Annotated in this window: 22 protein-coding genes; 14 read left to right on the top strand and 8 right to left on the bottom strand. The window is 73.3% G+C overall.

Going from position 1 to position 25,621, the window contains the following annotated elements; genetic code table 11:
* Positions 1 to 87 precede the first annotated feature (87 nt).
* Positions 88 to 642 carry a plasmid pRiA4b ORF-3 family protein gene (locus AB0A95_RS14135; protein ID WP_357556094.1) on the bottom strand — a complete coding sequence of 185 codons (555 nt, stop codon included), beginning with the start codon at positions 640 to 642 and terminating at the stop codon, positions 88 to 90.
* A gap of 150 nt (positions 643 to 792) precedes the next feature.
* Here AB0A95_RS14135 and AB0A95_RS14130 point away from each other — a divergent pair, with 150 nt between their 5' ends.
* The 10 genes from AB0A95_RS14130 to AB0A95_RS14085 all read left to right on the top strand — a co-directional run bounded on the left by AB0A95_RS14130 (position 793) and on the right by AB0A95_RS14085 (position 12,364).
* Positions 793 to 1,539, top strand: a complete 747-nt coding sequence (locus tag AB0A95_RS14130; RefSeq protein WP_357556093.1) for a pyrimidine reductase family protein — start codon at positions 793 to 795, stop codon at positions 1,537 to 1,539.
* Positions 1,540 to 1,687: 148 nt separating this feature from the next.
* The gene (locus AB0A95_RS14125; protein ID WP_357556091.1) at positions 1,688 to 3,442 is read left to right on the top strand and encodes an ATP-binding protein; all 1,755 of its coding nucleotides are present in this window, start codon (positions 1,688 to 1,690) and stop codon (positions 3,440 to 3,442) included.
* Positions 3,443 to 3,460: 18 nt separating this feature from the next.
* The gene (locus AB0A95_RS14120) at positions 3,461 to 4,609 is read left to right on the top strand and encodes an exonuclease SbcCD subunit D (protein ID WP_357556090.1); all 1,149 of its coding nucleotides are present in this window, start codon (positions 3,461 to 3,463) and stop codon (positions 4,607 to 4,609) included.
* The gene (locus AB0A95_RS14115) at positions 4,609 to 7,083 is read left to right on the top strand and encodes an SMC family ATPase (RefSeq protein ID WP_357556089.1); all 2,475 of its coding nucleotides are present in this window, start codon (positions 4,609 to 4,611) and stop codon (positions 7,081 to 7,083) included. The genes AB0A95_RS14120 and AB0A95_RS14115 overlap by 1 nt, the downstream gene beginning before the upstream one ends.
* Positions 7,080 to 8,039, top strand: coding sequence for a hypothetical protein (locus AB0A95_RS14110; RefSeq protein WP_357556087.1), 960 nt, complete (start codon positions 7,080 to 7,082; stop codon positions 8,037 to 8,039). The genes AB0A95_RS14115 and AB0A95_RS14110 overlap by 4 nt, the downstream gene beginning before the upstream one ends.
* Before the next feature lie 18 nt (positions 8,040 to 8,057).
* Positions 8,058 to 8,915, top strand: a complete 858-nt coding sequence (locus AB0A95_RS14105) for a fused MFS/spermidine synthase (RefSeq protein WP_357556086.1) — start codon at positions 8,058 to 8,060, stop codon at positions 8,913 to 8,915.
* Between the two features lie 122 nt (positions 8,916 to 9,037).
* Positions 9,038 to 9,730 carry a sigma-70 family RNA polymerase sigma factor gene (locus tag AB0A95_RS14100; RefSeq protein WP_357556085.1) on the top strand — a complete coding sequence of 231 codons (693 nt, stop codon included), beginning with the start codon at positions 9,038 to 9,040 and terminating at the stop codon, positions 9,728 to 9,730.
* Positions 9,727 to 10,503, top strand: coding sequence for a zf-HC2 domain-containing protein (locus tag AB0A95_RS14095; protein ID WP_357556084.1), 777 nt, complete (start codon positions 9,727 to 9,729; stop codon positions 10,501 to 10,503). The genes AB0A95_RS14100 and AB0A95_RS14095 overlap by 4 nt, the downstream gene beginning before the upstream one ends.
* A 203-nt stretch (positions 10,504 to 10,706) precedes the next feature.
* Positions 10,707 to 11,357, top strand: a complete 651-nt coding sequence (locus AB0A95_RS14090; protein WP_357556082.1) for a hypothetical protein — start codon at positions 10,707 to 10,709, stop codon at positions 11,355 to 11,357.
* An 86-nt stretch (positions 11,358 to 11,443) separates the two neighbouring features.
* On the top strand, positions 11,444 to 12,364 hold the full coding sequence (locus tag AB0A95_RS14085; RefSeq protein ID WP_357556081.1) for a DNA-3-methyladenine glycosylase 2 family protein: 921 nt from the start codon (positions 11,444 to 11,446) through the stop codon (positions 12,362 to 12,364).
* Positions 12,365 to 12,418: 54 nt separating this feature from the next.
* On the opposite strand, the gene AB0A95_RS14080 is transcribed toward AB0A95_RS14085, so the two are convergent.
* A complete protein-coding gene (locus AB0A95_RS14080) occupies positions 12,419 to 12,841 on the bottom strand; it encodes an SRPBCC family protein (protein ID WP_357556192.1) in 423 nt (140 codons plus the stop codon).
* A 96-nt stretch (positions 12,842 to 12,937) separates the two neighbouring features.
* On the bottom strand, positions 12,938 to 13,150 hold the full coding sequence (locus tag AB0A95_RS14075; RefSeq protein ID WP_357070209.1) for a hypothetical protein: 213 nt from the start codon (positions 13,148 to 13,150) through the stop codon (positions 12,938 to 12,940).
* A 134-nt stretch (positions 13,151 to 13,284) separates the two neighbouring features.
* Here AB0A95_RS14075 and AB0A95_RS14070 point away from each other — a divergent pair, with 134 nt between their 5' ends.
* Together AB0A95_RS14070 and AB0A95_RS14065 are read left to right on the top strand one after the other, a co-directional pair.
* The gene (locus AB0A95_RS14070) at positions 13,285 to 14,400 is read left to right on the top strand and encodes an ATP-dependent DNA ligase (RefSeq protein WP_357556079.1); all 1,116 of its coding nucleotides are present in this window, start codon (positions 13,285 to 13,287) and stop codon (positions 14,398 to 14,400) included.
* Positions 14,401 to 14,458: 58 nt separating this feature from the next.
* Positions 14,459 to 16,036, top strand: a complete 1,578-nt coding sequence (locus AB0A95_RS14065; protein WP_357556190.1) for an alpha/beta hydrolase — start codon at positions 14,459 to 14,461, stop codon at positions 16,034 to 16,036.
* Here the strand turns inward: AB0A95_RS14065 and AB0A95_RS14060 are convergent.
* Positions 15,963 to 16,484, bottom strand: coding sequence for a potassium channel family protein (locus AB0A95_RS14060; protein WP_357556078.1), 522 nt, complete (start codon positions 16,482 to 16,484; stop codon positions 15,963 to 15,965). The genes AB0A95_RS14065 and AB0A95_RS14060 overlap by 74 nt on opposite strands.
* A gap of 74 nt (positions 16,485 to 16,558) precedes the next feature.
* Here AB0A95_RS14060 and AB0A95_RS14055 point away from each other — a divergent pair, with 74 nt between their 5' ends.
* Positions 16,559 to 17,011 carry a GNAT family N-acetyltransferase gene (locus AB0A95_RS14055; RefSeq protein WP_357556077.1) on the top strand — a complete coding sequence of 151 codons (453 nt, stop codon included), beginning with the start codon at positions 16,559 to 16,561 and terminating at the stop codon, positions 17,009 to 17,011.
* 89 nt (positions 17,012 to 17,100) lie between these two features.
* Complete coding sequence (locus AB0A95_RS14050; RefSeq protein WP_357556076.1) at positions 17,101 to 17,535, top strand: hypothetical protein; 435 nt, start codon at positions 17,101 to 17,103, stop codon at positions 17,533 to 17,535.
* Between the two features lie 340 nt (positions 17,536 to 17,875).
* Here the strand turns inward: AB0A95_RS14050 and AB0A95_RS14045 are convergent, their stop codons facing one another.
* The 4 genes from AB0A95_RS14045 to AB0A95_RS14030 are packed head-to-tail and all read right to left on the bottom strand — an operon-like array spanning position 17,876 to position 25,527.
* Entirely contained in the window at positions 17,876 to 18,634 is a 759-nt protein-coding gene (locus AB0A95_RS14045; RefSeq protein ID WP_357556075.1) for an ABC transporter ATP-binding protein, read from the bottom strand.
* Positions 18,631 to 19,626 (bottom strand): ABC transporter ATP-binding protein, encoded by a 996-nt coding sequence (locus AB0A95_RS14040; protein WP_357556073.1) that lies wholly within the window; start codon positions 19,624 to 19,626, stop codon positions 18,631 to 18,633. Before AB0A95_RS14040 ends, AB0A95_RS14045 begins: the two co-directional genes overlap by 4 nt.
* A gap of 1 nt (position 19,627) precedes the next feature.
* Positions 19,628 to 22,336 (bottom strand): ABC transporter permease, encoded by a 2,709-nt coding sequence (locus AB0A95_RS14035; RefSeq protein WP_357556071.1) that lies wholly within the window; start codon positions 22,334 to 22,336, stop codon positions 19,628 to 19,630.
* Complete coding sequence (locus tag AB0A95_RS14030; protein WP_357556070.1) at positions 22,333 to 25,527, bottom strand: ABC transporter permease; 3,195 nt, start codon at positions 25,525 to 25,527, stop codon at positions 22,333 to 22,335. The genes AB0A95_RS14035 and AB0A95_RS14030 overlap by 4 nt, the downstream gene beginning before the upstream one ends.
* Between the last annotated feature and the right edge of the window lie 94 nt (positions 25,528 to 25,621).

The following is a 25,621-nucleotide window of genomic DNA, read 5'->3' as shown; positions in this document are numbered from 1 at the left end:
GCGTTCCCAGATCGTTACCGCTAAGCTCCCCCGAGGTCACACCCCATTCGGCCCCCGCGTCGAACGCCAGCGAAGGCCGACGCCGGGTCAGCAGAAGCGGCGCAGGAGCGTGGTGGTGCGGCGGGGATCGAACCGGACCGGATCGAAGGTGGACCCCGCCCAGTCGCGCAGCATCGCGTGCCGAGGATCGGCCGCGTCGCCCTGGTCCGCCAACGCGACAAGGAGCGCCTGGTAACCCGGTGGCCCGCCGACACCCTCGGGTGGGCAGGCCCGCTCGCCGTTCAGACAGAGCGGGTACCGCTCGTCGGGATCGACGGTCAGCGCGTCCTCCACCACCAGGTCGTGCTCCCACCAGTCGGTGAAGTCGTACGTGTAGGAGAACCGGCTGCCCTTGCCGAGCACCGCGTCCAACCGCACGTCCAACTCGTCGTGCAGCGCCAACTCCCCGTCCGGGTCGGGCTCGCCGTACTGCACCGCGTCGATCTCGAACGAGTGCAGGCGGCAGTCCCGCCAACCCATCGCGTGCTGCACCACCCGATGCAGCCGGTCCAGCGTGTAACCGGCCGGGACGAGAACCCGTCGCCACACCGGCGGGCGGACGCCGGCGAGGGACATCTTCAGCTGGAAGATCTGACGCGGCATGCTGTCCTGTCCTCCCCGGGCTTAGGCTGCGAGCATGATCTGCCGAGCGTGCCGGGCCCGGCGTCATGACGACTGCCCGGGCCGGAACTGGTGCGACTGCCAGCACCGTACCGCCCGACCGACCCCTCCGGTCACCGGTCCGGCCAGCGAATGACCGTCGGAATGCCGATCCGGCGGCTCTGGCCGGAGCCGTCGACGCAGCCGCTCGACGACACCGGGCTGACCGCGCTCTACGGCCGCGCCGACGAGCCCCGACTCCGGGTCAACTTCGTCACCAGCCTGGACGGCGCGGTGAGCGTGGACGGCTACTCCGCCGGGCTGTCCGGAGCGCCGGACAAGCGGGTGTTCGGCCTGCTCCGGATGCTCTGCGACGCGCTGGTGGTGGCCGCCGGCACGCTTCGTCACGAGGCCTACCGGGCGGTCCGCCTCAACGAGCGTCGCCGCGCCTGGCGCCGCGACCACGGGCTGACCGACTACCCCACGCTGGTGGTCGTCTCCGGCTCGTTGGACCTGGATCCGGCGCAGGCCGCCTTCGCCGACGCGCCCACGCGGCCGGTCGTGCTCACCCACGCCGACGCGGAGCCGCCACCCGGCCTGACCGACGTCGCCGACCTGCTGCGCTGCGGTGCCGAGCGCGTCGACCTGGCCGCCGGTCTCGCCGAGCTGCACCGACGCGGGCTCACCCAGCTGCTCTGTGAGGGCGGCCCGCACCTGTTCGGCGCGCTCACCGCCGCCGACCTGGTCGACGAGCTGTGCCTGACCGTCGCGCCCCTGCTCGCGGGGCCGGGACCGGGCCGGATCACCGCTGGCGACACCGCGCCGCCCCGGCACCTGCCGCTGCGCCACGTGCTCGCCGCCGACGACGGCGTCCTCATGCTCCGCCACGCCCGCCCGTAACCCGCCGTCGCCCAGGCACACACCCACAGTCGTGAGCATGCCGGACCAGGGTGTCGTCCGCCGCGTCGCGTGGCGACCTGTCGTACTCCTCGGGCAGGATGCACCTCATGCTTCCCGACCGTGCTGCCCGAGTGACCCGAGTCGCCCGATGACCGACGCCGACCTCGACAGCCCCGGCGAGGCGGTCGGGCGGGTGCTGGGCACCGCCGACGCCACTCCGTTGCAGTTCTGGACCGCCGTGGCGCCCGGCAGTTACCTCCAGCTCGACGACGTGGTGGTCACCCGGCGCGAGCTGCCCGACCGGGAGCCGGTGACGATCGCCGGCGTGGTCACCCAGGTGCGGGCTCGGCACGAGGGCGCCCAGTTCGACTCGGACGTGTTCGCCATCGCCGACGGCACGCTGCCCGCGATGGTGCAGGAGGCGGCGGAGGTCACCACGACGCGTGTCGATCCGGAGCTGTACGTGCCGCCGACCCCGGGCGCAGTGGTGCACCGGGCCGAGGGGGACGCCCGGGCACGGGCGCTGCACTTCGACCGGATGGAGCGGCGCATCCCGATGGGGATGGGTCGGGACGGCGTCCCGGTCTACCTCAACGCCGACTTCCTCGACGGCAGCCGGGGCGCGCACGTCTCCATCTCCGGCATCTCCGGGGTGGCCACCAAGACCAGTTTCGCGACCTTCCTGCTCTACTCGGTGTTCCGCTCGGGGGCGCTGGGCGGCGACGCGGTCAACGCCAAGGCGCTGATCTTCAACGTCAAGGGTGAGGACCTGCTCTTCCTGGACCACCCCAACACCCGTCTCGACGAGCCCACCCGCGCGGCGTACGCGAAGCTTGGTCTGAGCGCCGGCGCCTTCCCCGACGTGCGGGTCTACGCCCCGCCCCGGGTCGGTGACGCGGCCGGCACACCTGATGTGAGCAGCCGGCTCACCGGGGTGGACTCGTTCTACTGGACGTTGAGCGAGTTCTGCGCCGACCGGCTCCTGCCGTACGTGTTCGCCGACGCCGACGACGAGCGCCAGCAGTACACGATGGTGGTCCACTCGGTCACCGCGCACCTGGCCCGTTACGCCCAGCCCGCCGACGGCGGGGTGAGCATCGACGGGGTCCGGCTCGGCTCCTACGGCGACCTGGTCGACCACATCGTCGAGGCGCTCAACGACGACGAGACCCGCTCCGACTGGGCGGGCAGCGCGGTCGGGCTGGGCACCGTCAACGCGTTCGCCAGGCGGTTGATCGGCAGCAAGAAGGACCTCGCCCGACTGATCCGTGGCGACCTGGCCACCCGCCGCCCGCACTCGATCAACACCAGCGAGTCGGCGCAGGTCACAGTGGTCGACCTGCACAACCTTCCGGATCGCGCCCAGCGGTTCGTGGTCGGCGTGACGCTCAAGAGCGAGTTCGAGCGCAAGGAGAAGTCCGGCACGGCCAAGCCGCTGCTCTTCGTCGTCCTGGACGAGCTCAACAAGTACGCCCCCCGGGAGGGCTCCTCCCCGATCAAGGAGGTGCTGCTCGACATCGCCGAGCGGGGCCGCTCGCTCGGCGTGATCCTGATCGGCGCGCAGCAGACGGCGAGCGAGGTGGAGCGGCGCATCGTCACCAACTCCGCGATCCGGGTGGTCGGCCGGCTCGACCCGGCCGAGGCGTCCCGCCCGGAATACGGCTTCCTCCCGCCCGCGCAGCGGCAGCGGGCGCTGCTGGCCAAGCCCGGCACGATGTTCGTCAACCAGCCGGACATCCCGGTGCCGCTCTGCCTGGAGTTCCCGTTCCCCGCCTGGGCGACCCGGGTCTCCGAGGCGGGCCGCGCACCATCGGAGACGCTGCGCTCGATCACCCAGTCCGCCGACCCGTTCGCCGTGGTGGGCTCCGGTGGCGGCGGCACCGACGACGACATCCCGTTCTAGGCAGGGGCCGGCACACCCATGAAGATCCTGCACACCTCCGACTGGCACGTGGGAAAGGTGCTCAAGGGGCAGTCCCGGGCCGACGAGCACAAGGCCGTGCTGGCCGGGGTGATCGAGATCGCCCGTGCCGAGCAACCGGATCTGGTGATCGTCGCCGGTGACCTCTACGACACCGCCGCGCCCAGCTCGGAGGCGACGCGCCTGGTCACCCGGGCGTTGACCGCGCTGCGCCGCACCGGCGCGGACGTGGTCGCGATCGGCGGCAACCACGACAACGGCCCCGCGCTGGACGCGCTGCGCCCGTGGGCTGATGCCGCCGGCATCACCCTGCGCGGCGGGGTGCGGGAAGATCCCGACGAGCACGTGATCGACGGCGCCACCGCCGGCGGTGAGCGGTGGCGGCTGGCCGCGCTGCCGTTCCTGTCCCAGCGGTACGCGGTGCGCGCGCTGGAGATGTACGAGCTGACCGCCGCGGAGACCAACCAGACGTACGCCGACCATCTGGGGCGGGTGCTGGGGCGACTGACCGAGGGTTTCACCGAACCGGACCGGGTGCACCTGGTCACCGCGCACCTGACGGTGACCGGCGCGGCCACCGGTGGCGGCGAGCGCGACGCGCACACAGTGCTGGGCTACGCCGTTCCGGCGACCGTCTTCCCGGCCACCGCGCACTACGTGGCGCTGGGCCACCTGCACCGGGCGCAGCGCGTGGCGGGCCCCTGCCCGGTGCGCTACAGCGGCAGCCCGCTCGCCGTCGACTTCGGTGAGCAGGAGAATGTCCCCTCGGTGACGATTGTCGAGGTGACCGCCACCACCGCCGCCCGGGTGCGGGAGGTGCCGGTGACCGCGGCGAGCGCGCTGCGCACGGTGCGGGGCACCCTGGCCCAGCTCGCCGAGATCGAGGCACCGGACGCCTGGCTGCGGGTCTACGTGCGGGAGCAACCTCGCGCCGGCCTGCGCGAGGAGGTCCAGGAGTTGCTCCCCCGGGCGCTGGAGATCCGGATCGACCCGGAGCTGCTGGCCGCGCCGGGCAGCGGTGCCCGCATCGCGCAACGATCGGGTCGTTCGCCCCGGGAGTTGTTCGGCGACTATCTGGACAGCCGGGGTCACGCCGACGAGGGCGTCCGGGAGCTCTTCGACGAGCTTTTCGAGGAGGTCGAGCACTGATGCGTCCGATGCGCTTGGACATGGCCGGTTTCACGGTCTTCCGGGACGAGACCACAGTCGACTTCACCGACGCCGACTTCTTCGCGCTGATCGGTCCGACCGGTTCGGGCAAGTCCACGGTGCTGGACGCGATCTGCTTCGCCCTCTACGGCATGGTGCCCCGCTGGGGTGGCGCCCGGGGGTTGGCCAACGCGCTCGCACCGTCGGCGACCGAGGCCCGGGTGCGGTTGGTCTTCGAGTCCGGCGGAGCCCGCTACGTGGCGACCCGGGTGGTCCGCCGGGACGGCCGGGGCAACGTGAAGACCGCGAACGCCGGGTTGCAGTTGATGCCGGCCGGGTTCGACGTGACCAAACTGGACACCGGGTTGAGCCCGGACGACCTCGGCGAGGTGGTCGCCGGCACCCCCGCCGAGATGGAACAGGCGGTGCTGGAGGCGGTCGGGCTGCCGTACGAGCAGTTCACCAGCTGTGTGGTGCTGCCGCAGGGGCAGTTCGCCGACTTCCTGCACGCCAAGCCGGCGACCCGGCAGCAGATCCTGGTCAACCTGCTGGGCCTCGGTGTCTACGAGGACGTGCAGAAGCGGGCGACGGCGCGGGCCGCCCAGGCGGAGGCCCGACTGGAGGCGGTCGACCAGGTGCTCGCCGGGCTGACCGGCGTGGACGACGAGGCGTTGGCCGAGGTCGAGGCCCGGGTCGAGCGGATGGCCGAGCTGGCCGGTGCGGTGACCGCCGCGGTGCCGGAGCTGGCGGCGGCCCGGGTCACCGCCCGGGAGGCGGCGGCGGCGCTGACCGCCCTCGACGACGAGCTGACCGTCCTGACCGGGGTCCGCGCGCCGCGCGGGGTGGCCGAGGTGGCTCGCACCGTCACCGCGGCGCGGGCCGAGGCGGAGGCGGCGGCGAGCGGGGTGTCGCTGGCCGAGGAGCGGGAGGACAAGCTGCGCGGTGAGCTGGCCGGCGCCGGCGACGAGAGCGCGGTGCGACTGCTGCTGAAGGCGTACGACGATCGGGATCGGTTGTCCGGCGAGGCCGACACGGTCCGCGCCGCGGTGCGGGCGGCGACCGACGAGCACACCGCGGCGGTGGCGGCGCTGGCCGACGCCCGCGCGGCGGCCGAGCGGGCCGACGCCGAGCTGGAGGCGGCCTTCCGGGCGCACGAGGAGGCGAAGGCCACCGACCTGGCGGTCAGCCTGCGGGTGCACCTGCATGCCGGGGCGCCCTGCCCGGTCTGCGAGCAGCAGGTGCGGCAGGTGCCGGCGGTGCCGGCCGATTCGGCGGTGGCTGCCGCGACGGCGGCGGGCAAGGCGGCGCGGGCCGCGACCAAGGCCGCGCAGACGATGGTGCAGCAGCGCGACGCGGCGGCGCGTGACCTGGAGCGGCTGTTGGTACAGGCGCGGGCCCGGCAGGAGCAGGTGGACGCCCGGCTGGCCGAGTTGGACGGGCAACTCGCCGGCGTGGCCGAGCCGGCGGCGCTCCGGCGCGAGTTGGCCGAGCACGCCCGGTTGCGGCGCGCGCTGGAGGAGGCGGCGACGGCCGTGCGGGCCGGCCGTGAGGCCGCTCGGCAGGCGCGGGCCGGGGTGGACGCCGCCGAGGAGCGGCTGCGCTCGGCGTGGCGGGCCTTCGACACCGCGCGCGACGGGTTGGCGCGGTTCGGCCCGCCGGCGGCCGATCGGGACGACGTGGCCGCCGCGTGGGCGGCGTTGACCGGTTGGGCGACGACCGAGGCGGACCGCCGCCGCGCCGACCGGGCGAGCCGGGCCGCCGCCGTGGCGGAGGCCGAGTCGGTGGCCGACGCGGTACAGCGGGCCATCGCCGGCATCTTCGCCGCGGCGGACGTGCCGGTCGGCGACGACCCGGTGCACGCGGCGACGGTGGCGGTGGAGCGGGCCGAGGCCGAGCGGCGGCGGCTGCACGAGCGCCGCGAGCAGGCCGGCACGTTGCGCGAGCAGCGGGCCGGGCACGAGCGGGAGGCACAGGTGGCGCGCGCGCTCGCCGGGCACCTGCGGGCCAACAACTTCGAGCGGTGGTTGCTGGCCGAGGCGTTGGACCTGCTCGTCGACGGTGCGTCGGGGATTCTGCGGGAGCTGTCCTCCGGGCAGTACGAGTTGGTGCACGACAAGGGTGAGTTCGTGGTGGTCGACCACCACGACGCGGGTCTGCGCCGGGGCGTGCGGACCCTCTCCGGCGGTGAGACGTTCCAGGCGTCGCTGGCGTTGGCGTTGGCGCTCTCCGAGCAGTTGGCCGGGATGTCGACAACGGCGGCGAGCCTGGAGTCGATAGTCCTGGACGAGGGCTTCGGCACGCTCGACGCCGCGACACTGGACACGGTGGCGGCGACACTGGAAAACCTGGCCGCCCGGGGCGATCGGATGGTCGGCGTGGTCACCCACGTGCCGGCGCTGGCCGAGCGCATCCCGGTCCGCTTCGAGGTGCGCAAGGATGCCCGGTCCGCCCGGGTGGAACGGACCGGCCGGTGAGCGACGCGGCGTTCTTCGTCGACTCGTGGGATCCGGCGTACGGGGCGTCGTTCGAGGCGTCGGCCGCCGGGCCGGCCGCGCCGAGCAGCGCGCAGGTCGACGCGGACGTGGAGTTGCCCGCCGTGGACTGGCGGGCGATCGGGGTACGCCCGGGGGTGCGGGCGCCCGACGTGGTGTTGCTTGTCGACGGGGTACGCCGCATCGACGCGAGCATCTGGACGGCGGAGACCGACGGCGGTTCGTTTCCCGGGTTGGCCGCCTCGTACGCGGCCGGGGTGGTGCGGTGTGACCTGGGCCGGGGCGCGGCGCAGCTGGCCGGCACCCGGGTTGGTCGGGGCCTGTTCACGGCGAGTCCGTCGGCGCAGGACGTGGTGGCCGGCGCGATCCGTTACCCGGTGCACCGGGTGGGTGGCACCGGTGAGCTGGCGAAGCTGCCGGCCGCCGTGCAGGGCCCGTTGACCGCGCTGGAAGTGGCGGTGTCCGACGCCGCCCGGGTCGACGGTGACCTGCTGGTGGTGGACGGCCCGTTGCGGAGTCGCCGGCAGTTGCCGCGCACGCTCGGCTACATCAAGACGCAGCACAGCCAATACCTGGATGCCCGGCTGACCGCGGTGGTGACGGGTATGGCGTCCGGCGAGCGCTCGCCGGTGTTCCGGCTGGGCACCGCCTGGGGTGGCTGGTCGTGGTATTTGCGGCTGCCGGTGGCGGTCGGCGCGCCGTGGGCGGGCATCGTCCGGGTGGAGTGCTCCGCCGACCTGCCCGTCGAGGCGGCGATCGAGCTGGCCGACCTGTCGCTTGTCACACTGCCCCGCTTCGCCTCGAACCCGTACAAGGATCCGCGGGCCCCACAGAACCTGATCCCGATCGCCGGGCTGGAGCGCCGACTGCGCGCCCTGCTCGGCGATTCCCGACTGTTGCACCGCGCGTTGACCGCCGCGGCCCGCGCCGCCCGCTGACGGCGGATACTGGTTCCGATGGGACGTAAGCGGGCGGCTGACCGGGTGGTGGAGACTGTCGACACCGGGCAGGCCGAGCTCGTCCCGAATCCGGACCGGGCGGGCTCGTGGACGCTGCTGCTGGATGGCGCGCCGCAGTCGCACGTCGACCTGACCGACCCCACGCACCTGGAATTCGAGTACGTGCGACGGTTGGCCGCGGCGGTGGACCTTGTCGCACCGGCCGGCGTGCCGCTGCGGGTGCTGCATCTGGGCGGTGGCGCCCTGACCCTGCCCCGCTACGTGTCCGCCACCCGGCCCGGCTCCACCCAGCGGGTGGCCGAGGTGGACGGCGCCCTGGTCGAGCTGGTCCGCAGGGTGTTGCCGTGGCCGTCCGACGCCCGGCTGCGGGTCCGCGTCGACGACGCGCGGGCCGTGTTGACCGCCACCCGGGACGCCACCTACGACGTGGTGGTCGCCGACGTGTTCGCCGGAGCGCGTACCCCGGCCCACCTCACGTCCGTGCAGTACGCGGCCGAGGTGGCCCGGGTGCTGCGCCCCGCGGGGTGGTATCTGGCGAACCTGGCCGACGGCCCGCCGCTGCGGCACGCCCGTGGGCAGGTCGCCACGGTCCGTTCGGTGTTGCCGCAGGCCTGCCTGGTCGGCGACGCGGCGGTGTTGCGGGGCCGCCGGTACGGAAATCTGGTGCTGGTCGCCGGGCGGGCCACCCCGCCGGTGCCGGAGCTGACCCGGCGCGCGGCCGGTGACTGGTTCCCGGGCCGGGTGGTGGCCGGCGACGAGTTGGACCGCTTCACCAGCGGCGCGCAGGTGGTCCACGATGCCGACGCGACAGGTTCCGATCCGCCGCCACCGGGCCTGTTCTCCGTCCGCCGCTGACCGCCCACTCAACGACGGCGGGAAAAATTCCGCCGTTCGTTGATCCGTTCGGGGCGTTGCCGCGTACCACCGGGCGGCCCGCTTCGTGGGCCGGCGATGGTTACGGACACCCGGAGGTCTGCATGCATGCGGTGGCGGCCGGTTGGCATGGCGATGCGGTAAGCGCGGACTGGCTGTCGGCGCGGTCCTCGTCGCGGCCGACGTCGTCTGCCGGTGGGGTCGACGCCCACGCGACGTCTCGCCAGAATGGTCCGGTGACGCCGCGACCGGCGCCCGGGCGCCACCAGGCGACGTCAACCGAGGCCAGCCACTCCGACCAACTGATCCGGATGCTCTACGCCGAGCACGCCGGCCCGTTGTTGATGTTCGTCATGCGTCTCACCGGGGGGGACCGGCAACGTGCTGAGGACATCGTCCAGGAGACACTGCTGCGGGCCTGGCGTAACGCGCACCGCCTGGGCACGCAGGGGCAGGGTTCGCTGCGGCCCTGGCTGGTCACGGTGGCCCGCCGGATCGCCATCGACGAGCACCGCAGCCAGGAGGCCCGGCCGCCGGAGACGTACGACCGTGATCTCACCGCGTTCGCCGAGGCGGACAGCACCGACCGGGTCCTGCGGACCATGACGGTGGCGGACGCGCTGCGTACGCTCAGTCAGTCGCACCGGGAGATCCTGATTTCGACGTACTTTCGGGGGCGGACGGTGCCGGAGGCCGCCGAGGAGTTGGGCCTGCCACTCGGCACCGCCAAGTCGAGGGTCTACTACGCGCTGCGCGCGCTGCGCACGGCTCTGCAGGAGCGGGGGGTGACAGAATGAGTCGGCCAGATCACATGGACGTCGCGGCGTACGCGCTCGGCGTGCTCGACGAGCAGGACACTGAGCGGTTCGAGGAGCATCTCGCCGCCTGCTGGGCGTGCGCGGCCGAGTTGGAGACGATGGTGCCGGTGGTCGGGCTGCTCTCCGACATCGACGGCGAGACGATGATGGCGCTGGAGCAGACGGCGACCGATCCGGCACTGCTGAACCGGACGCTGGGCGCGGTCCGGGCCGACCGTCGGCGTACCCGGTTTCGTCAGATGCTCGCGACGGCCGCCGCGGTGGTGGTCTTCGGCGGGCTGACCGGGTACGGCTTCGTGAGCGTGACCGACAGCAGTTCGACTCCGATCGCCGGTCCGACGGCGAGTGCGCCGATCGACCCGCAGACCAGCGGGCCGACGGCCCCGCCGAGCGGCCCGGGTGTGGGTGGCACCGAGGAGGAGGGCGACCAGGTCGACGCGACCGACCCGACCACTGGCGTGCAGACGACGGTGTTCCTGGTCAAGCGGGACTACGGCACCCGGATCAATTTCAGCCTGCGAAAGCTGCCCGGCCCACGCGTCTGCCGGCTGGTGGTGATCCGCAAGAACGCCGAGGCCGAGGTGGTCTCGAGCTGGTCGGTGCCGGAGGGCGGTTACGGCACCAACACCCGACCGCAGGGTCTTGAGTTGAGTGCCTCCACGTCGGCAGTGGTGGGCGACATCAAGCAACTCCAGGTGCAGTCGGTGGATGCCGGTGGGGTGGCGAGCCCGCTGGTCACGGTGCCCCTGTAGGGTCACGCACGCGTCGGCGCCGGTCATTGTCACAATGGCCGGCGCCGATTCGTTGTCGCGGAGTGCCTCCCCTGTGCGGGCGTACGGATCGATGCCCCGACCGGTTCAATCAATTCCACGTGAAATTGACCACTGTTACTCCTTCAACCTTGACAGCCAAACGCCCGTACCTATGGGTGAACTGCCAAGAATGAGGAGGGCACGTGGCACAGATGAAGCGGACCGTCATCGTCGCGAGCGCGATGGTCGCACTAACGGCCTGCGCTCCCGCAGGTTACGACGGGGCGAACTCGAGCGCTGCCGAGCCGGTCGCCGTCGCCGCGGCCGAGCCCAGCGCGTCGGTGGAAGCCGAGGCGTCGGCGTCCGCGGAGGCGCCGGCAGCCGCCGACGCGCCGCCCGCGAACGTCGACCTGACCGAGAAACTGGTCGGCAAGACCGTCGCCCGGATGGGCAAGGTGGTCACCGACCAGGACGGCTGGATCCTGTACCGCTTCGACAAGGACACCGCCGACCCGCCGTCGTCGAACTGCGTCGACAAGTGCGCCGAGGTGTGGCCCCCGGCGCTGACCGACGGTAACCCGCAGCTTACCGGCGTCTCCGACGACAAGGTCAGCAGCGTGACCCGCCAGGACGGCACCCGTCAGCTCACCATCGGTGGTTGGCCGGTCTACCGCTACATCGGCGACAAGAAGCCCGGCCAGTGGAAGGGCCAGGCGGTGGGTGGCACCTGGTTCGTGGTGCAGCCGGACGGCAAGAAGAACCTCGAGTGCCTGCCCACCTCGACGCCGAAGCCGGTCGCGCCGCCCGCGGACAGCGGCGCCAACGACGCCGGGGGCTCGGGCTACTCGTACTGACCCCAGGCGCCACGAGACGTACGGTGGCCGGTCGCAGCCGGGGAGGGCCGCGACCGGCCACCGTCGTGACCTGGCAAAGTAGTGGGGTGACCGAGACCGAACCCGCCGCGACCCGGGTGCTGCGCCCACCGGTCGGCTACCGGCTGGCGGCGTCGGTCCGGGCGCTGACCTTCACCCCGTACGACCCGTGCGCCCGCGTCGTCGCCGGCACCTTCTGGTGGGCGACCCGCACCCCGGACGGGCCGGCCACCCTGGCGCTGCGACTGGCCGGCGGTGACCTGATCGCCGAGGGCTACGGGCCGGGCGCCGCGCACGTGGTGGCACGGGCCGACGCGATCGCCGGGCTGCACGACGACCTGACCGGCTTCGCCGAGTTGGCCGGGGCGCACCCCCTGGTGGCCCGGCTGGCGCGGGAGCACCGGGGGCTGCGGATGCCCCGCACCGGGCAGGTCTTCCCCCGGCTGCTGCGCGTGGTCTTCGAGCAGAAGGTCACTGTCAAGGAGGCCTACCGGGCGTACGCGGCGACAGTGCGGCACTTCCGCGAGGCGGCGCCCGGTCCGCTGCCGTCGCTGCTGCTGCCGCCCGAGGCCGCCGCGGTGGCCGCCACCCCGTACTGGGTGTTCCACCCGTTCGGCGTGGAACAACGGCGGGCCGACACACTGCGCCGCGCCGCCGCGCTCGCCGAGGAGTTGGAGCGCTGCGCCGACGCCGCCGACGCCACCCGCCGGCTGACCGCCATCGGAGGCATCGGCCCGTGGACGGCCGCCGAGGTGGTCCGGGTCGCGTACGGGGACCCGGACGCGGTGAGCGTCGGCGACTACCACGTCCCGAACACCGTGGCCTGGGCGCTCGCCGGCGAGCCGAGAGGTGACGACGCCCGGATGTTGGCCCTGTTGGAGCCGTTCCGGGGTCACCGGGGCCGGGTCTGCGTGCTGCTGGCCGCGGCCGGCCTCGGCGCACCGAAATACGGCCCGCGCGCCACGATCCGCTCGTTCGCGCGGTACTGACCCATTCGCGCGGTACCGACCATTCGCGGTACCGAGCGGCGGCCTTGGGGGCGGTCAGCTCCGCTCGCACCGACGCTTGAGACCGTCGGCCTCCAGGCCCACGTAGCGGCGAAGCAGGCCGCCGTACAGCCGGCCGATCAGACCGGCCAGCAGCCCGGACTGGACGATGGCCAGCTCGACCCGGGTGCCCCCGTCGGGCAGCGGCAGCAGCCGGTGCTCGCCCCGGGTACGCACCCCGGGGCTCTCGGAGACCCAGGTGAACTCGCGTCCCTCGGTCAGCTCGGTGACCCGCCACACCGCCGGCCGTAGCTTCGGCTGCGTCAGTGTCGCGGTCGCGCCGACGGCGAGTGGTCCCGGCTCCCCCCGCTCGACCCGGGACACCGAGGCCGTCCACTCCGGCCAGCGCTCCACGTCGACGAGCACCGCCCAGACCTGTTCGGCGTCGGCGGCGATCTCCGTCCTGGCTTCGAACCGCATCACGTCCCCTCCCCGGCGGCGCCGATGCGCACCGCCGGCCGGTGCGGACGAGACCGCCGGGTGGATCGTGACAGCCGCGCGCAACCCCGTGGAGGATCAGGCGGCCTCGCGCAGGTCGGCCAGGCTCAACGGGGTACGCCGTCGCAGCAGTTCCTCCAGCTCGGGCACCGAACCGACCTCGCCGAGCACGTTCCGGCCGCCGCCGAACCGCTGCGGGTAACGGCGGGTCAGCCGGTAGCGGTAGCGGCCCCGGATCAGCTCGACGCTGACCCGCCACCGCCCGCAGCAGTCACACACCCACTCGGCCACCTCGTGAAAGTAGCTCTGAGCTGCGGTTATCCGATTCGCCCGAGCGGGACGAGAGGCGCGCGGACGGACACAGCCCCGGGCACCCACGGTGATCTGCCTCACGACCGTCGGTGCCGTCTGATTGACTGGTCGCCGTGGACCTGCCGATCAATCCTCCGGTCGAGCCGATGCTGGCCAAGAGTGTCGCCAAGCTCCCCACCGCGCCCGGGATGACCTACGAGCCCAAGTGGGACGGGTTCCGGTGCATCGTGTTCCGCGACGGTGCCGAGGTCGAGCTGGCCAGCCGGGGCGGCAAGTCGATGACCCGCTATTTTCCCGAGGTGGTCGACCAGGCCCGCCGGCAGTTGCCCGAGCGGTGCGCGGTCGACGGTGAGCTGATCGTCATCCGGCGCGACGGGCCGAGCGGCCAGCCCCGGTTGGATTTCGAGTTGCTGGCCCAGCGCATCCACCCGGCCGCGTCCCGGGTGAAGCTGCTGGCCGAGACCACACCCGCCGATTTCGTCGCGTTCGACCTGCTGACCATCGACGGCGAGGCGCTGCTCGACCAGCCCTACCCGCACCGCCGGGAGCGGCTGGTCCAAGCCCTGGCCGGAGTGCGCCCGCCGGTGCACGTCACCCAGGTCACCACCGATCCCGACACCGCCCGCCGATGGTTCGACGTCTTCGAGGGCGCCGGTCTGGACGGGTTGATCGTCAAGCCGGCCGACCTGCCGTACGAGCCGGGCAAGCGGCTGATGTTCAAGGTCAAGCACGCCCGCACCGCGGACGCGGTGGTGGCCGGCTTCCGCTGGCACAAGTCCGGCCCGGTGGTGGGCTCGCTCCTGCTCGGGCTCTACGACGACGCCGGGGTCCTGCACCACGTGGGGGTGAGCGCGTCATTCACCATGGCCCGCCGCGCCGAGCTGCTGGACGAGCTGGCCCCCTACCGGGACATCGGCGGCGAGCACCCGTGGGTGCACGGCGACCACGAGCGCGGCCAACGCATCCCGGGTGGGGTGAGCCGGTGGACCGGCACGAAAAACCTGGAGTGGGAGCCGGTCCGCCCCGAGTTGGTGGTCGAGGTGGGCTACGACGCGATGGAGGGCGAACGGTTCCGGCACACCGCCCGGTTCGTCCGCTGGCGCCCCGACCGCGATCCGCGCTCCTGCCGCTACGACCAGCTCGACCGGCCGGTCCGCTTCGATGTGGACCAGGTGCTGCGTGGCGACCCGGCAGCCACCGTGGACCGGGCCGCCACCGGCTCGGCGTAGCCTGGTCGTCGACTCGACCCCGGAGGAGCACGTGATCCGCACCGCCCGTCAGCCCCGGATGGCGACCAGTCGCCGGGTCCGTCTCACTCTGGCCGCCTTCACCGCCGCGGTGCTGCTCACCGCCGGTTGCACGCTGCCGGCGTTCGCGCCACGCACCGAGGTGGCGGCCGAGGGCACGGCCGCGCCGACCGGCAGCGCGCCCACCTGGCGGCCCTGCCCGGAGGTGCCCGAGGATCTCGTCGGGCGCGGCGCACCCGGCATGCGCTACGAGTGTGCCCGGATCGCGGTGCCCCGCGACTGGGGCACCGGGGGCGGGGCGAGCGCCGGTCCGGGCGCCGGTCAGACCTTCGAGATCGCCCTGCTGCGGGCCCGCTCCGCGAAGCAGCGCGACCGGGTGGGCTCACTTGTCGTCAACCCCGGCGGTCCCGGGGGCTCCGGCGTCGACACCGCCGTCTACCTCTCCTTCGGCGCCCAGTTCGGGGGGCTCCCCACCTCGATCACCGAGCGCTTCGACATCGTCGGTTTCGACCCGCGCGGCGTCTCCCGGTCCAGCCCGGTGAAGTGCATCTCCGACGCCGACCTGGACGCCAGCTTCGGCTTCGACCCAGACCCGGCGAGCCAGGCGGAGTTCGACGGCTTCGCCGGCCTGAGCCAGCGGATCGGGCGCGGCTGCGGCGACCGCTACGGCGACCAGTTGCCGCTGTTCGGCACCGAGCAGGCCGCCCGCGACATGGACGCGGTGCGCGCCGCGGTGGATGACGACAAGCTGACCTACCTGGGCTACTCCTACGGCACCCTGCTCGGCGCCACGTACGCCCAGCTCTACCCGCAGCGGGTGCGGGCGCTGGTGCTCGACGGCGCGGTGGACCCGCAACAGCGGCTGGTGGAGGGTTCGGAGAGCCAGGCCCGCGGCTTCGAGCGCGCCTTCACCAACTTCACCCGCTGGTGTACGGCGAACGCCGGCCGCTGCCCGATCGCCCCGGACGCGCGGGCCGCTGTCACGTCGGCCATCGACAAGGCCAAGGCTTCACCGGTACGCGGCGCCGGCGGTCGGGAGGCCACCGCCGGCTGGGTGTTCTACGCGGTCATCTCGTCGCTCTACACCGAATCCGGCTGGCAGGAGTTGGCCAAGGCGATCGACCGGCTGGCCGAGGGTGACCCGAAGGACGTGTTCCGGCTCGCCGACGCGTACGCCGGCCGGGGTAGCGACGGGCACTACTCGAACCTGTTCGACGCCAACCTGGCCATCAACTGCGCCGACGAGACGGAGAAGCCGAGCCGGGAGCAGATCCGGCAGTTGCAGTCGGAGTGGCGGGGGAAATATCCGCTGTTCGGGCCGGCGCTGGCGGTCGGCATGCTGAGCTGCGTCGAGTGGCCGGGTGGGCGTGACCCGTACCCGACCGGGAAGGCGGCCGGCGCGCCACCGATCGTGGTGGTCGGCACCACCGGCGACCCGGCGACGCCCTACGAGCAGACGCCGCGACTCGCGTCGATGTTGGGTGTCGGCCGGGTGCTCACCTGGGAGGGCGAGGGGCACACCGCGTACCCGCAGACGTCCTGCATCACCAACGCGGTCGACGCGTACCTGCTCGACCTGACCGTGCCGCCCGAGGGGAAGCGCTGCCCGGCCCGCTGACCGGCTGGTTCGGGGGCAGCGGGGGCAGCGGGGGCAGATCGATCCCCTGCCGGGTCGCCAACTCCTCCAACAGCGCCCGCATGCGGCGCACGTCGGCCTTGAGCTGCTCCTGCTCCTCGTGCTCGAAGGCGTTGTCGTCGATGATGAGCCGGCTCGCGAAGTGCGCGGTGATCAGCGGGATGACCAGGAGCACCATTGTCGAGATGAGCAGAGCGGCCAGCGTCCGGCCCGCCCAGGTCGTCGGCGAGATGTCGCCGTACCCGACGGTGGAGGCGGTCACCACCGCCCACCAGACGGCGTCGGCCGGGCTGCGCTCCTCGACCTCCCCATAGATGACTCCGGCCACCACGATCATCAACAGGTACGAGGTGATCAGCGTGCGGGGCGAGTTGGCGAACCACACCAAAGCCCGGTATATCCAGCGGAACGGCAGCAGCAGGAGCTCCATGCCGCCCCATGCTGCCCGTTGCCCGCAACCGGCACCGACACATTCGTCGGTTTCGTTGTGCCAGGCTCACCGGCATGACCGACGTGACCTACCGGGAGGCGGTCCGGGCCGACCTGCCCGCCGTCATCGCCCTGCTCGCCGACGACGTCCTCGGTAAGGCCCGCGACTTCACCGAGGTCGACGAGGCCTACGAGAGGGCGTTCGCGGCCATCAGCGCCGACCCGCGCAACCAACTGATCGTGGCCGAGCAGGCCGGTGACCTGGTCGGCTGCCTACAGATCACCTACATCCCCGGCCTCGGTCGGCACGGCGCCGAGCGGTCGCTGATCGAGTCGGTCCGGGTCCGCTCCGACCGACGCGGCGAGGGGCTGGGGCGGGACCTGATGGCCTGGGCCATCGACCAGGCCCGGCAGCGTGGCTGCGCGCTGGTGCAGCTCACCACCGACAAGGCCCGCGCGGACGCGCACCGCTTCTACCTGAGCCTCGGCTTCGTGGCCAGCCACGAGGGCATGAAGCTCGCGCTCTGACCGGGGCCGGGACTACATTCGCTGCCATGAGTGAGTCGGCGACGACCGACCGTGGGCAGTCGCGCGCGACGTGGAGGTGGGCGGGCCGCGTGCTCCTGATCGTCGGCGTCCTGCTTGTCGTCGTCGCGTTCTGGCTGCCCGCCTGGCACAGCGTGTACCTGGGCCGGACGGATGTCACCCCGGGCAGGAGGGTGATCGGCTATTCGCTGCCGTTCGCGGTGATCGCCGCCGTGTTCGCGGTGCTGTCGCTGGCCAACGCCGGTCCGTCCCGCTGGGTGTGGCGGCAGGCCAGCCTGGGGATGCTCGTTTCCAACGTGCTCGCCTGCGGCAGCCTGACCGGGGTGTACTGGTATCTCCGGGCCGAGGACCCCTTCGTGAAACACGAGTTGCTGTCGACCACGCCGGGCGCCGGGATACTGCTGGCCCTGCTGGGGTGCCTGCTGATCCCGCTCGCCGGCGCCCTCCCCAACGGCCGCAAGGGCACCGACCGGCCCGAGCACAACCGGCCCGACCGGGCGGAGTAGGAGGACGGCCTCGTCCGACCGCCGGAAGCGCCACCCGGCACGACGTGCCAGGCGGTCGCGCCTCGGGGTGCTGGGGCCGCCCCTCAGCACCTGTAGAGCTGCCCCGACTATGGGGCAGCGAATCGCGCCAACAGCAGGCAGCGAAGACCGACGACCACCCGCCCGGCCTACCGCGCGCCCCATATCTGGGGCAGCTCTACAGGGAGCGAACACACCTCGTCAGTCGCCGCTGACCGAGTCCGCAGCCCACAACCCAGGCCGCCACAACCCACGGCCCGCCGCCACAACCCACGGCCGCCGCCCACGGCCCGCGGCCCGCCGCCCACGGCGAGACACCGCCTCAGCTGTCGACCAGGCGACCGTCGCGCAGGACGAGCACCCGGTCGGCGAGGTCGATCAGGGCCGGGTCGTGCGTGGCCACCAGCGCGGTCATGCCGCGCGCGTGCACCACCGCGCGCAACAGGTCCATGATGGACCGACCGGTCTCCGAGTCGAGCTGACCGGTGGGCTCGTCGGCGATGAGCAGGTCCGGCTCGTTGGCCAGGGCCCGGGCCACCGCGACGCGCTGCTGCTGCCCACCGGAGAGTTCGTAGGGACGCTGCGCCGCGTGGCCGCCCAGGCCGACCATCTCCAGCAGCACGGCGACCCGCTGTTCCCGCTCGGCGGCCGGCACCTGCGCCAGCCGCAACGGCACACCCACGTTCTCGGCGGCGGAGAGGATCGGCACCAGCCCGAAGGTCTGGAACACGAACCCGACGGTGCCCCGGCGCAGTTGGAGCAGCTCCGCCTCGCCGGCCGCGGTCACCTCGTGCCCGGCCACCACCACCTGGCCGCCGTCCGGCCGGTCCAGACCGCCGATCAGGTTCAGCAGCGTGGTCTTGCCGGCCCCGGACCGACCCCGGATGGCGACAAGCTCGCCCTTGTTGGCGCTGAACGAGACGTCCCGCACCGCGTGCACGGCGTGTTCGCCCCGGCCGAAGGTGCGGCTCACGCCGCTGACCCGCACCACCTCGGCCGGTTGCGCCGCGGGCCCACCGCCGAACCCGGCCCCACCGCCGAACCCAGCCGCACCTGTCACCACCATGTCCCGACCACTCATGCCCGTGCCCCCCGCTCATCCGCGGCCCGGTCACCGGGCCGTACCTGCACGTGATCCGGCTCCAGATCGAGCCGAACCCGCTCCTTCAGCGCGAGCGCGTCGACGAAAGCGGCCGGCAGCTGCATCCGGCCGTTGCGGTCCAGCACCGCGTACTCCTCGCTGACCAGTTCGGTGTTGCCGTCCGCGTCGGTCCGGGCGGTTCGGCGTACCTCGGAGGCGGTCCGGCCGTCGCGGATCGCGACGGTCCGGCGGACCTGCGTGGCCACGGCGTGGTCGTGGGTCACCACCACGATTGTCACGCCCAGCTCGGCGTTGATGGTGCGCAGGGCCGCGAAGACCTCGGCGCCGGTCGCCTCGTCCAGTTCACCGGTCGGCTCGTCGGCGAAGAGCACCTCCGGATCGTTTGCCACCGCGACCGCCACCGCGCACCGCTGCTGCTCGCCACCGCTGAGCTGCCCCGGCCGGCGGTCCGCGCAGTAGCCCACGCCGACCATGTCGAGCAGTTCCCGGGCTCGTTCCCGGCGGGCCTTGGCACCGCGTTTGCCGGCCAGCTGCATGGGCAGCTCGACGTTCTCCAGTGCGGTGAGGTACGGCAGCAGGTTGCGCCCGGTCTGCTGCCAGACGAAACCGACGAGCTCCCGCCGGTAGCTCAGCCGCCGCTTGGCGGACAGCGAGAGCAGGTCGTAGTCGGCCACCCGGGCGATGCCGGCGGTGGGCGTGTCCAGGCCGGAGAGGATGTTGAGCAGTGTCGACTTGCCCGAGCCGGACGCGCCGACGATCGCCACCAGCTCCCCCCGGTCGATGACCAGGTCGAGCCCCTGGAGGGCGACGACCTCGACGCCCTCGGTCTTGAAGATGCGCACCAGGCCGTCGCAGACGATGTGCCCGCGCAGTCGGTCCTGCCCGCCGGCGCGCTCCGCGGCACGAAGCGCTGCCCGCTGTTGCAGGGCGGCCAGGTCGGGCGCCAGTGAAGTCTGGGCGGTAGCGGTCATCTCAGCTCTCCTCTCCGAGCCGAAGCACCTCACCGAGGCGCAACCGGCGGTTGTTCAAAGCCTCGACGGCGACCGCGAAGCCGAGGGCGACCACCCCGAGCGCGAGCACCGCCGCCACCAGGCCGGGCTCGAACGCCACCCGGACCGGCATGCCACTGGTGAACGCGGACAGGCCGAGCACCGGGTTGAGCAGCAGGGGCAGCACCGCACCGACGAGTGCGCCGGTCAGCACCGACACCCCGACCAGCGGGGCCAACTCGACAAGCAGCAGCCCGCGCCACTGCCGGCGGGACATCCCGAGGGTCCGCAGCCGGGACAGCACCTGGCCGCGGGCGCGCGCACCGGCCAGCACTGTGAACGCGATGGCCAGCAGCCCGAGTACGGAGCCACCGACGGCGCCGCCGACGAACCCGAAGGCCAGCACGCCGTTCGCGCCGCCGGCACCGAGATCGCGGCGGACGTCGGCTCGGGTGTCGACGACGACCCCGAGGGGGCGTTTCTCCCCGGTGACGGCCCCCTGCTGCTGGTACCGCAACTGCCCCTGGTCACCGGCGCGGCGCAGCGCCTGCGCGTCCAGCCGATCGCCGGCAACCAGCAGGCTGGTCGCCACTGGCGTGGTGGTGCGCGCCGGCAGCGCCTGCCAGGGCAGGATGACGAACCGGTCGGTGGTCGCCGGCAGCAGGGGGAAGTTCTCCTCGCTGCCGGCCACCCGGAACTCGTACCGCTGGCCCTGCACCGAGATGAACGCGGACCTGTCGATCTTGGCCTTGGCGAGATCGGCGGCGACCGCCGGCGACACGATCGCCGGCACCGGGCCCGGTTCGGGCCGGGCGGTGCGCAACCCGGCCGGAAGCAGCAGATCCACCTCGGACTCCCGGGCCACCGCGTCCAACCCCGGCCCATCGACAAGCATGACGGCCGTCGAATCGAGCCGCGGGTCGGTCCCGAGTTCGTCGACCGCCAGCCGCTCGTCGGACGAGTACAGCACCCGCGTCGCCGCCCGGACCCCCGGCAGGCGGCCCAGCTCGTCGACAGTGTCGGGGGCGAAGCGCTCACCGCGGATCACCGCGTCGGCGGGCACGATCCGCTCGGCGGCCCGGTCCCGGCTCGCGTCGACGCCGGCGGCGACGACCGCGCAGAACGCCGCGGTGCCGATCGCGAGCACCACGACGACCAGCGGGGCCGCGACCGCCGACCGGCCGGCGCGCGCCGTGCCGAGGAAGGCGACGCTGCCCCTCCTCCGCGCGGCCAGCCGGCTGACCAACAACAAGGGCCAGGGGTACGCCCGCAGCGCGAGCACGGCCGCGGCGATCGCGAGCAGCACCGGCACCGACACCAGCAGGGGGTCCACCTCGCCGAGGGTGAGGCCGCGTCGACGCAGCAGCACCGCGGCGAGCGCGGCGAACAGCAACACGGAGACCTCGACGGTGAGCCGGCGGGTCGACGGGCGCATCCGGACCAGATCGCGGCGGGACGCCCCGCCGGTCGGCACGGCCAGCGTGGCCAGCGGCAGCGCCAGGGTGACCAGGACGGTCGCGGCGATCAGGTACGGCGTGCTCGGATCGGGGGCGCCCGGGAAGAGGGTGCCCAGCCACCAGCCGAGCGCGGCGGCGACGGGCACCACCAGCAGCGACTCGGCGAGGCTTCGGCGGGCGCCGGCAGTGGTCCCGCCGCCACGGGCCCGGATCAGCACGAACTCCGCCCGGCGGCGCCGGGTGGCGAGGATGGCGGCGAGCACGATCAGCCCGGCCAGCGTGGCCAGTACGCCGGCCGCGATCACCGCCAGCAGGGTCCGGGCGGCGTTGACCTGGGCGGCGAACGCGCGCAACGGGATGTCGATGCCCTGGGCCAGCGAGAGCTCGGCCGGCCTGTGCCGCTGCGTCTCCTGGAGACCGTCGATCAGCTGGTCCAGCCGCCGAGCATCGATCTTGTCGGCAGCCAGCCGGTACCGCCAGTTCGACCGGATCGGCCAACCCGCCGCGGCCCGCTTGTCCAGGGCCGACTGGGCGACGACACCGGAGGCGATGACCGGCTGACCGTCCCCCTGCGGTGGGATGGTCTGCAACAGCGATGGCAGCCCGTCCCAGATGCCGCCCGTACTGTCGACGGGGCGGAACAGCCCGACCACCGTCAGCGGGGCGGCGTCGGAGAACCTCTTCTGGTCGTCGACCCTGCCGATGCGCAGTTGGCTGCCGGTACGCAGGTTGAGTTTGGCGGCCACGTCGACGTCGAGCGCCACCTCGATCGGCCGGTCGGGAAGGTACGTCTCACTCGGCCACGTCCCCTCGACGAGGGTGCTGGCGCCCTGGATGTCGGGCATGCCCCGCAGACCCAGGTCGACGAGCAGGTTGCGGGCCGCGAGGTCCGGCCCGAGCACGCGGGCCGGTTGCGCGTCCACGTTGTACCACCGCTCGGTCACCGCCGAGCGCACCTGCGGCGGCAGGTCCGCGGCCAGGGCCTCGAACCGCTCACGGGCGCCGCCCATGGCCGTCCGCAGAGCGGGGGCGGTCACCACGCCGGTGGTGTACGAGAGGTCCCGGCGTGCCGGCAGCTCATTGTTCAACTGTGCCCGAAGCCCCTGTTCGGCGAGCCGGTTGACCATCCGGGGCACGCCGCTGATCAGGAGCGTGACCACCAGGGTCAGCACCGCCAGCAGCAGGAACTGCCCACCGTACGCCCGGACCCGCCGGGCCGCCGCGCCGACGCTCATCGTTCTCCCCCGATTCGCAGCTGCACCGCCGCCACCCGCTGACGGATGCCGGCGGCGATGAACGCGCTGAAGGCGAGCGCCGCCAGCAGCAGACCGACGGCGGTCAGACCGATCGGCACCCAGGGCAGCGCGAACGTCGCCGGGGGGATCGGCCGACCAGCGGCCGGGGTGAGGATGACCAGCGGGGCCATTGTGGCTCCGACCGCGGCACCGAGCAGCAGGCCGACGCCGACGCCGATGCCGGCGAGGAAGGTCTGTTCGGCCAGCAGCGCCCGGGCCAGCAGCCGGGGCGTGGCGCCGAGGGTGTGCAGCACCGCGAACTCACTGAGCCGACGTCGGGCGGTGGCCCACACGTCCACCATCAGGCCGACGAGGGCGAGCAGCACCGCGCCGAGCGCGGCGGCGAGCATTCCGGTGCGCGACCCCTGCCAGTACGGGTCGTCCGCCGCGGCGGTGATCGTCGCCTGCCGGTCGAGGACTGTGACGCCGGGCAGCTCGGCAGCCGCTCCGGCGGCGGCCGTCGCGTCGGTGGCACCGATCCACCACTCCGGTGTCGGGCGGATCGTCCCGCCGCCGCCGAGTAGTGCGTCGACAGCGGCCGGTAGATCGAGCAGTACGCCCTCACCGGTGGTGGTCGGCACGGATTCCAGTTCACCGACCAGGTGGACCCGCAGCGTCACCCCGGAGAGCGCCAGCTCGACGGTGTCGCCGAGGTGAAGGCTCAGCGCCTCGCGTACCCGGGGGGTCATCAGCACCGGCACGGCGGCGACGGGTCCGCCCGCCACTCCCGGTACGACGACGAACCGGCCCGTCGGTTGGTCCTGCCGTTCCCACTCGGCGACCAGCCGGATCGGGCGGTTGGCGACGAGCCCGGCGCCGCTCGACTCCACCGGCGCGCGCGGCCCACCGGGCCAGGTCACCGTCCAGTCTCCGGTCAGCTCGGCCGGTCGGGCCGCACCCCCGGCATCGACAAGGGCCAACCCTTCCACCCGGAACCCGTACGAGGTGCCGGCCGCGAACCCGGCGTCGGCTTCGAAGCCGGCCAGCCGCAGCCGCGCGTTGCCGACGTCCGGAAGCGTGACGGTGAAGCGTTTGGCCTGCCCGGTGCTCGGCGTGTCGACAGCCGGCAGCCGGAAGGCGAGGCCGTCGGTGGTGGTGAACAGCAGCGCCACCGCGATCTGGTGCGGCTCGGTGGCTTCGGTGACCGGCGTACGGACGGTGCCGGTGACCGCCCGGGTGCCCGCCGGCAGCTCGACTCCCCCGATGGCACCGCGCGCCTGGATCATGCGCTGGTACTGCTCGGACACCGGATCGTCGCTGAGCCGGTCGGCGAGTCGGACGACACCGGGGGCGCTGGCCGGGTCGATGCCGATCACGGTCACCGGCAGGTCCTCCCGGCCGACCCGGATGTCGTCCCGCCACGCCGGCAGCACCCGGTCCACGCTGGGCAGCGCGGCGAGTTCACCGGCCCGGGTGAGCGGGGCGGCCCCGGCTCGTTCGGTGACCCGCAGGTCGGCGCCGACGGTGTGGCCGGCCTGCTCGACCTGGGACCGTTCCCCCGTGCTGATCAGGGACCAGGCCAGGGTGCTGCCACCGACGGCGAGGGCGAGCAGCAGCACCGGGCCGGCGTGCGGACGCCGACCGGCCTGCCACATGCCGAACATGGTGGCCGTCCAGGGCCGCCGGTCGACGAACCGCTCGGCGAACCGGGTGACAGGTGGCAGCACCCGCAACGCCAGCACGGCACCCGCCAGCACACCCAGTGTCGGGGCGGCGATCAGCAGCGGGTCGAGCCCGAGCCGGCCGCCCGAGCCGGCCAGCGGCGAGGCGTACCGGCGCAGTTGCACCCAGGCGAGCACGGCGAGCGCCACGAGCACCAGGTCGACGCTGGCCCGCTGGACGCTCGCCGCCCGGTTGGGGCGGGAGCGGGCGGCCATGTCGGCCACGTACGTGCCGGCGCCGCGCAGTGTCGGGGCGACCATGGCCACCAGGCAGCCGGCCGCCGTGGCCGCGGCGGCCGCCCAGACCAGCGTGGTGTTGCCGCCGGCGGCGGACAACCGCTCGGCACCGCCGGGTCGGACGAATCGCAGCGCCACGGTGGCGATCACCGGCGCCAGCAGGACGGCGGGGGCGACCACCAGGGTCGCCTCGCGGGCGGCCAGGCCGGCCAACTGCCGGCGGGCGGCACCGCGGGCACGCAGCAAGGCGGTCTGCGCGCGACGGTCCTCGTGCAGCAGCGCGGCGACAAGCACCAGCGCGTACCCGCCGAGCACCAGGATGAGCAGCAGCGGGGTGGCCAGCGCGGAACGGCCGACCAGGTCGGCGCGGGCGATCCGGTCCAGCAGCTGCGGCATCTTGGTCACCGCCTGCCCGGAGGTGCCCAGTTGGGCGGCTTCGGGCGCCGCCGCGGACGCCACGGTGAGGGCTTTGCGCACGGCGGGCAGGTCGGCCGCGTCGACGCCACCGAGATCCGGTTCGACGAGCCAGGATGCCGACACCGAGCCGGGGAAGACCGCCGCGAAGTCAGCCGGGTCGAGTGCGAACGGCCCGTACGACGTGCCGGAACCGGCACTGCCCGTCCCGACCCCGGGGGCCAGCAGCCAGTACGCGTCCGCCGGGTCGCGGGGCCGCCAGGTGCCGGCGAGCACCAGTTCGCTGCGCCGTTCGGTGGCCCGGTCACGGACCGGGATGCGTTGCCCGACGCTGAGGCCCAACGCACCCGCGGCCCGCTCCGGCAGGCTCACCTGGATCGGGTTCCCGCCCGGGCGAGGCCACGCTCCGCTGGTCAGCTCCGCGTGCGCGGCGAGGTCGTCGAGGGTTGCCAGGTTGGCGAAGACAGGCTCGTCCCCGGTACGGGGTACGGATCCGAGTGAGCCGGTCAGCTCCCGCCCGGTGCCGTACCGGGCGACCGAGACGCTGACCGGTACGCCGGCCAGCCCGTCGGTGAACTCGGCGCGGACCGCCCCGTCGCGGGTGGCGAACTCGGCAGCGTCGCGTCCACCCGACCCACTGACCAGGAGGCCACGTTCCTCGGCCGGCGAGGCGGCCACCAGCGCCCGCTGCCCGGCGTCCACCGCCCGACGGTTGTAGTCGGACAGTCCGGTGACCAACGCGACGGCGACCAGGGCCGCGATCACCGCGGCGACCAGCAACCCGCGCGCCTCCCGGGCCCGCCTCCACACCAGCTTCATCCGACGCCTCCCCTGGCCCTGATGGGCCGACGACCATCAAGACAGGCGACCTACCGGGAAAGGTTCGCGCCCGTTACATGATCGTTACCAGGAG

The organism is Micromonospora sp. NPDC049230, assembly GCF_040647875.1.
Taxonomy (GTDB): domain Bacteria; phylum Actinomycetota; class Actinomycetes; order Mycobacteriales; family Micromonosporaceae; genus Micromonospora.
This window is presented reverse-complemented; position numbering and strand designations above follow the sequence as displayed.

Bases quoted from the DNA above. Each gene is read 5' to 3' on its own strand.
- AB0A95_RS14135 (WP_357556094.1), bottom strand. From the start codon at position 642: ATGCCGCGTCAGATCTTCCAGCTGAAGATGTCCCTCGCCGGCGTCCGC.
- AB0A95_RS14130 (WP_357556093.1), top strand. From the start codon at position 793: ATGACCGTCGGAATGCCGATCCGGCGGCTCTGGCCGGAGCCGTCGACG.
- AB0A95_RS14125 (WP_357556091.1), top strand. From the start codon at position 1,688: ATGACCGACGCCGACCTCGACAGCCCCGGCGAGGCGGTCGGGCGGGTG.
- AB0A95_RS14120 (WP_357556090.1), top strand. From the start codon at position 3,461: ATGAAGATCCTGCACACCTCCGACTGGCACGTGGGAAAGGTGCTCAAG.
- AB0A95_RS14115 (WP_357556089.1), top strand. From the start codon at position 4,609: ATGCGTCCGATGCGCTTGGACATGGCCGGTTTCACGGTCTTCCGGGAC.
- AB0A95_RS14105 (WP_357556086.1), top strand. From the start codon at position 8,058: ATGGGACGTAAGCGGGCGGCTGACCGGGTGGTGGAGACTGTCGACACC.
- AB0A95_RS14100 (WP_357556085.1), top strand. From the start codon at position 9,038: ATGCATGCGGTGGCGGCCGGTTGGCATGGCGATGCGGTAAGCGCGGAC.
- AB0A95_RS14095 (WP_357556084.1), top strand. From the start codon at position 9,727: ATGAGTCGGCCAGATCACATGGACGTCGCGGCGTACGCGCTCGGCGTG.
- AB0A95_RS14080 (WP_357556192.1), bottom strand. From the start codon at position 12,841: ATGCGGTTCGAAGCCAGGACGGAGATCGCCGCCGACGCCGAACAGGTC.
- AB0A95_RS14065 (WP_357556190.1), top strand. From the start codon at position 14,459: ATGGCGACCAGTCGCCGGGTCCGTCTCACTCTGGCCGCCTTCACCGCC.
- AB0A95_RS14060 (WP_357556078.1), bottom strand. From the start codon at position 16,484: ATGGAGCTCCTGCTGCTGCCGTTCCGCTGGATATACCGGGCTTTGGTG.
- AB0A95_RS14055 (WP_357556077.1), top strand. From the start codon at position 16,559: ATGACCGACGTGACCTACCGGGAGGCGGTCCGGGCCGACCTGCCCGCC.
- AB0A95_RS14045 (WP_357556075.1), bottom strand. From the start codon at position 18,634: ATGAGTGGTCGGGACATGGTGGTGACAGGTGCGGCTGGGTTCGGCGGT.
- AB0A95_RS14040 (WP_357556073.1), bottom strand. From the start codon at position 19,626: ATGACCGCTACCGCCCAGACTTCACTGGCGCCCGACCTGGCCGCCCTG.
- AB0A95_RS14035 (WP_357556071.1), bottom strand. From the start codon at position 22,336: ATGAGCGTCGGCGCGGCGGCCCGGCGGGTCCGGGCGTACGGTGGGCAG.
- AB0A95_RS14030 (WP_357556070.1), bottom strand. From the start codon at position 25,527: ATGAAGCTGGTGTGGAGGCGGGCCCGGGAGGCGCGCGGGTTGCTGGTC.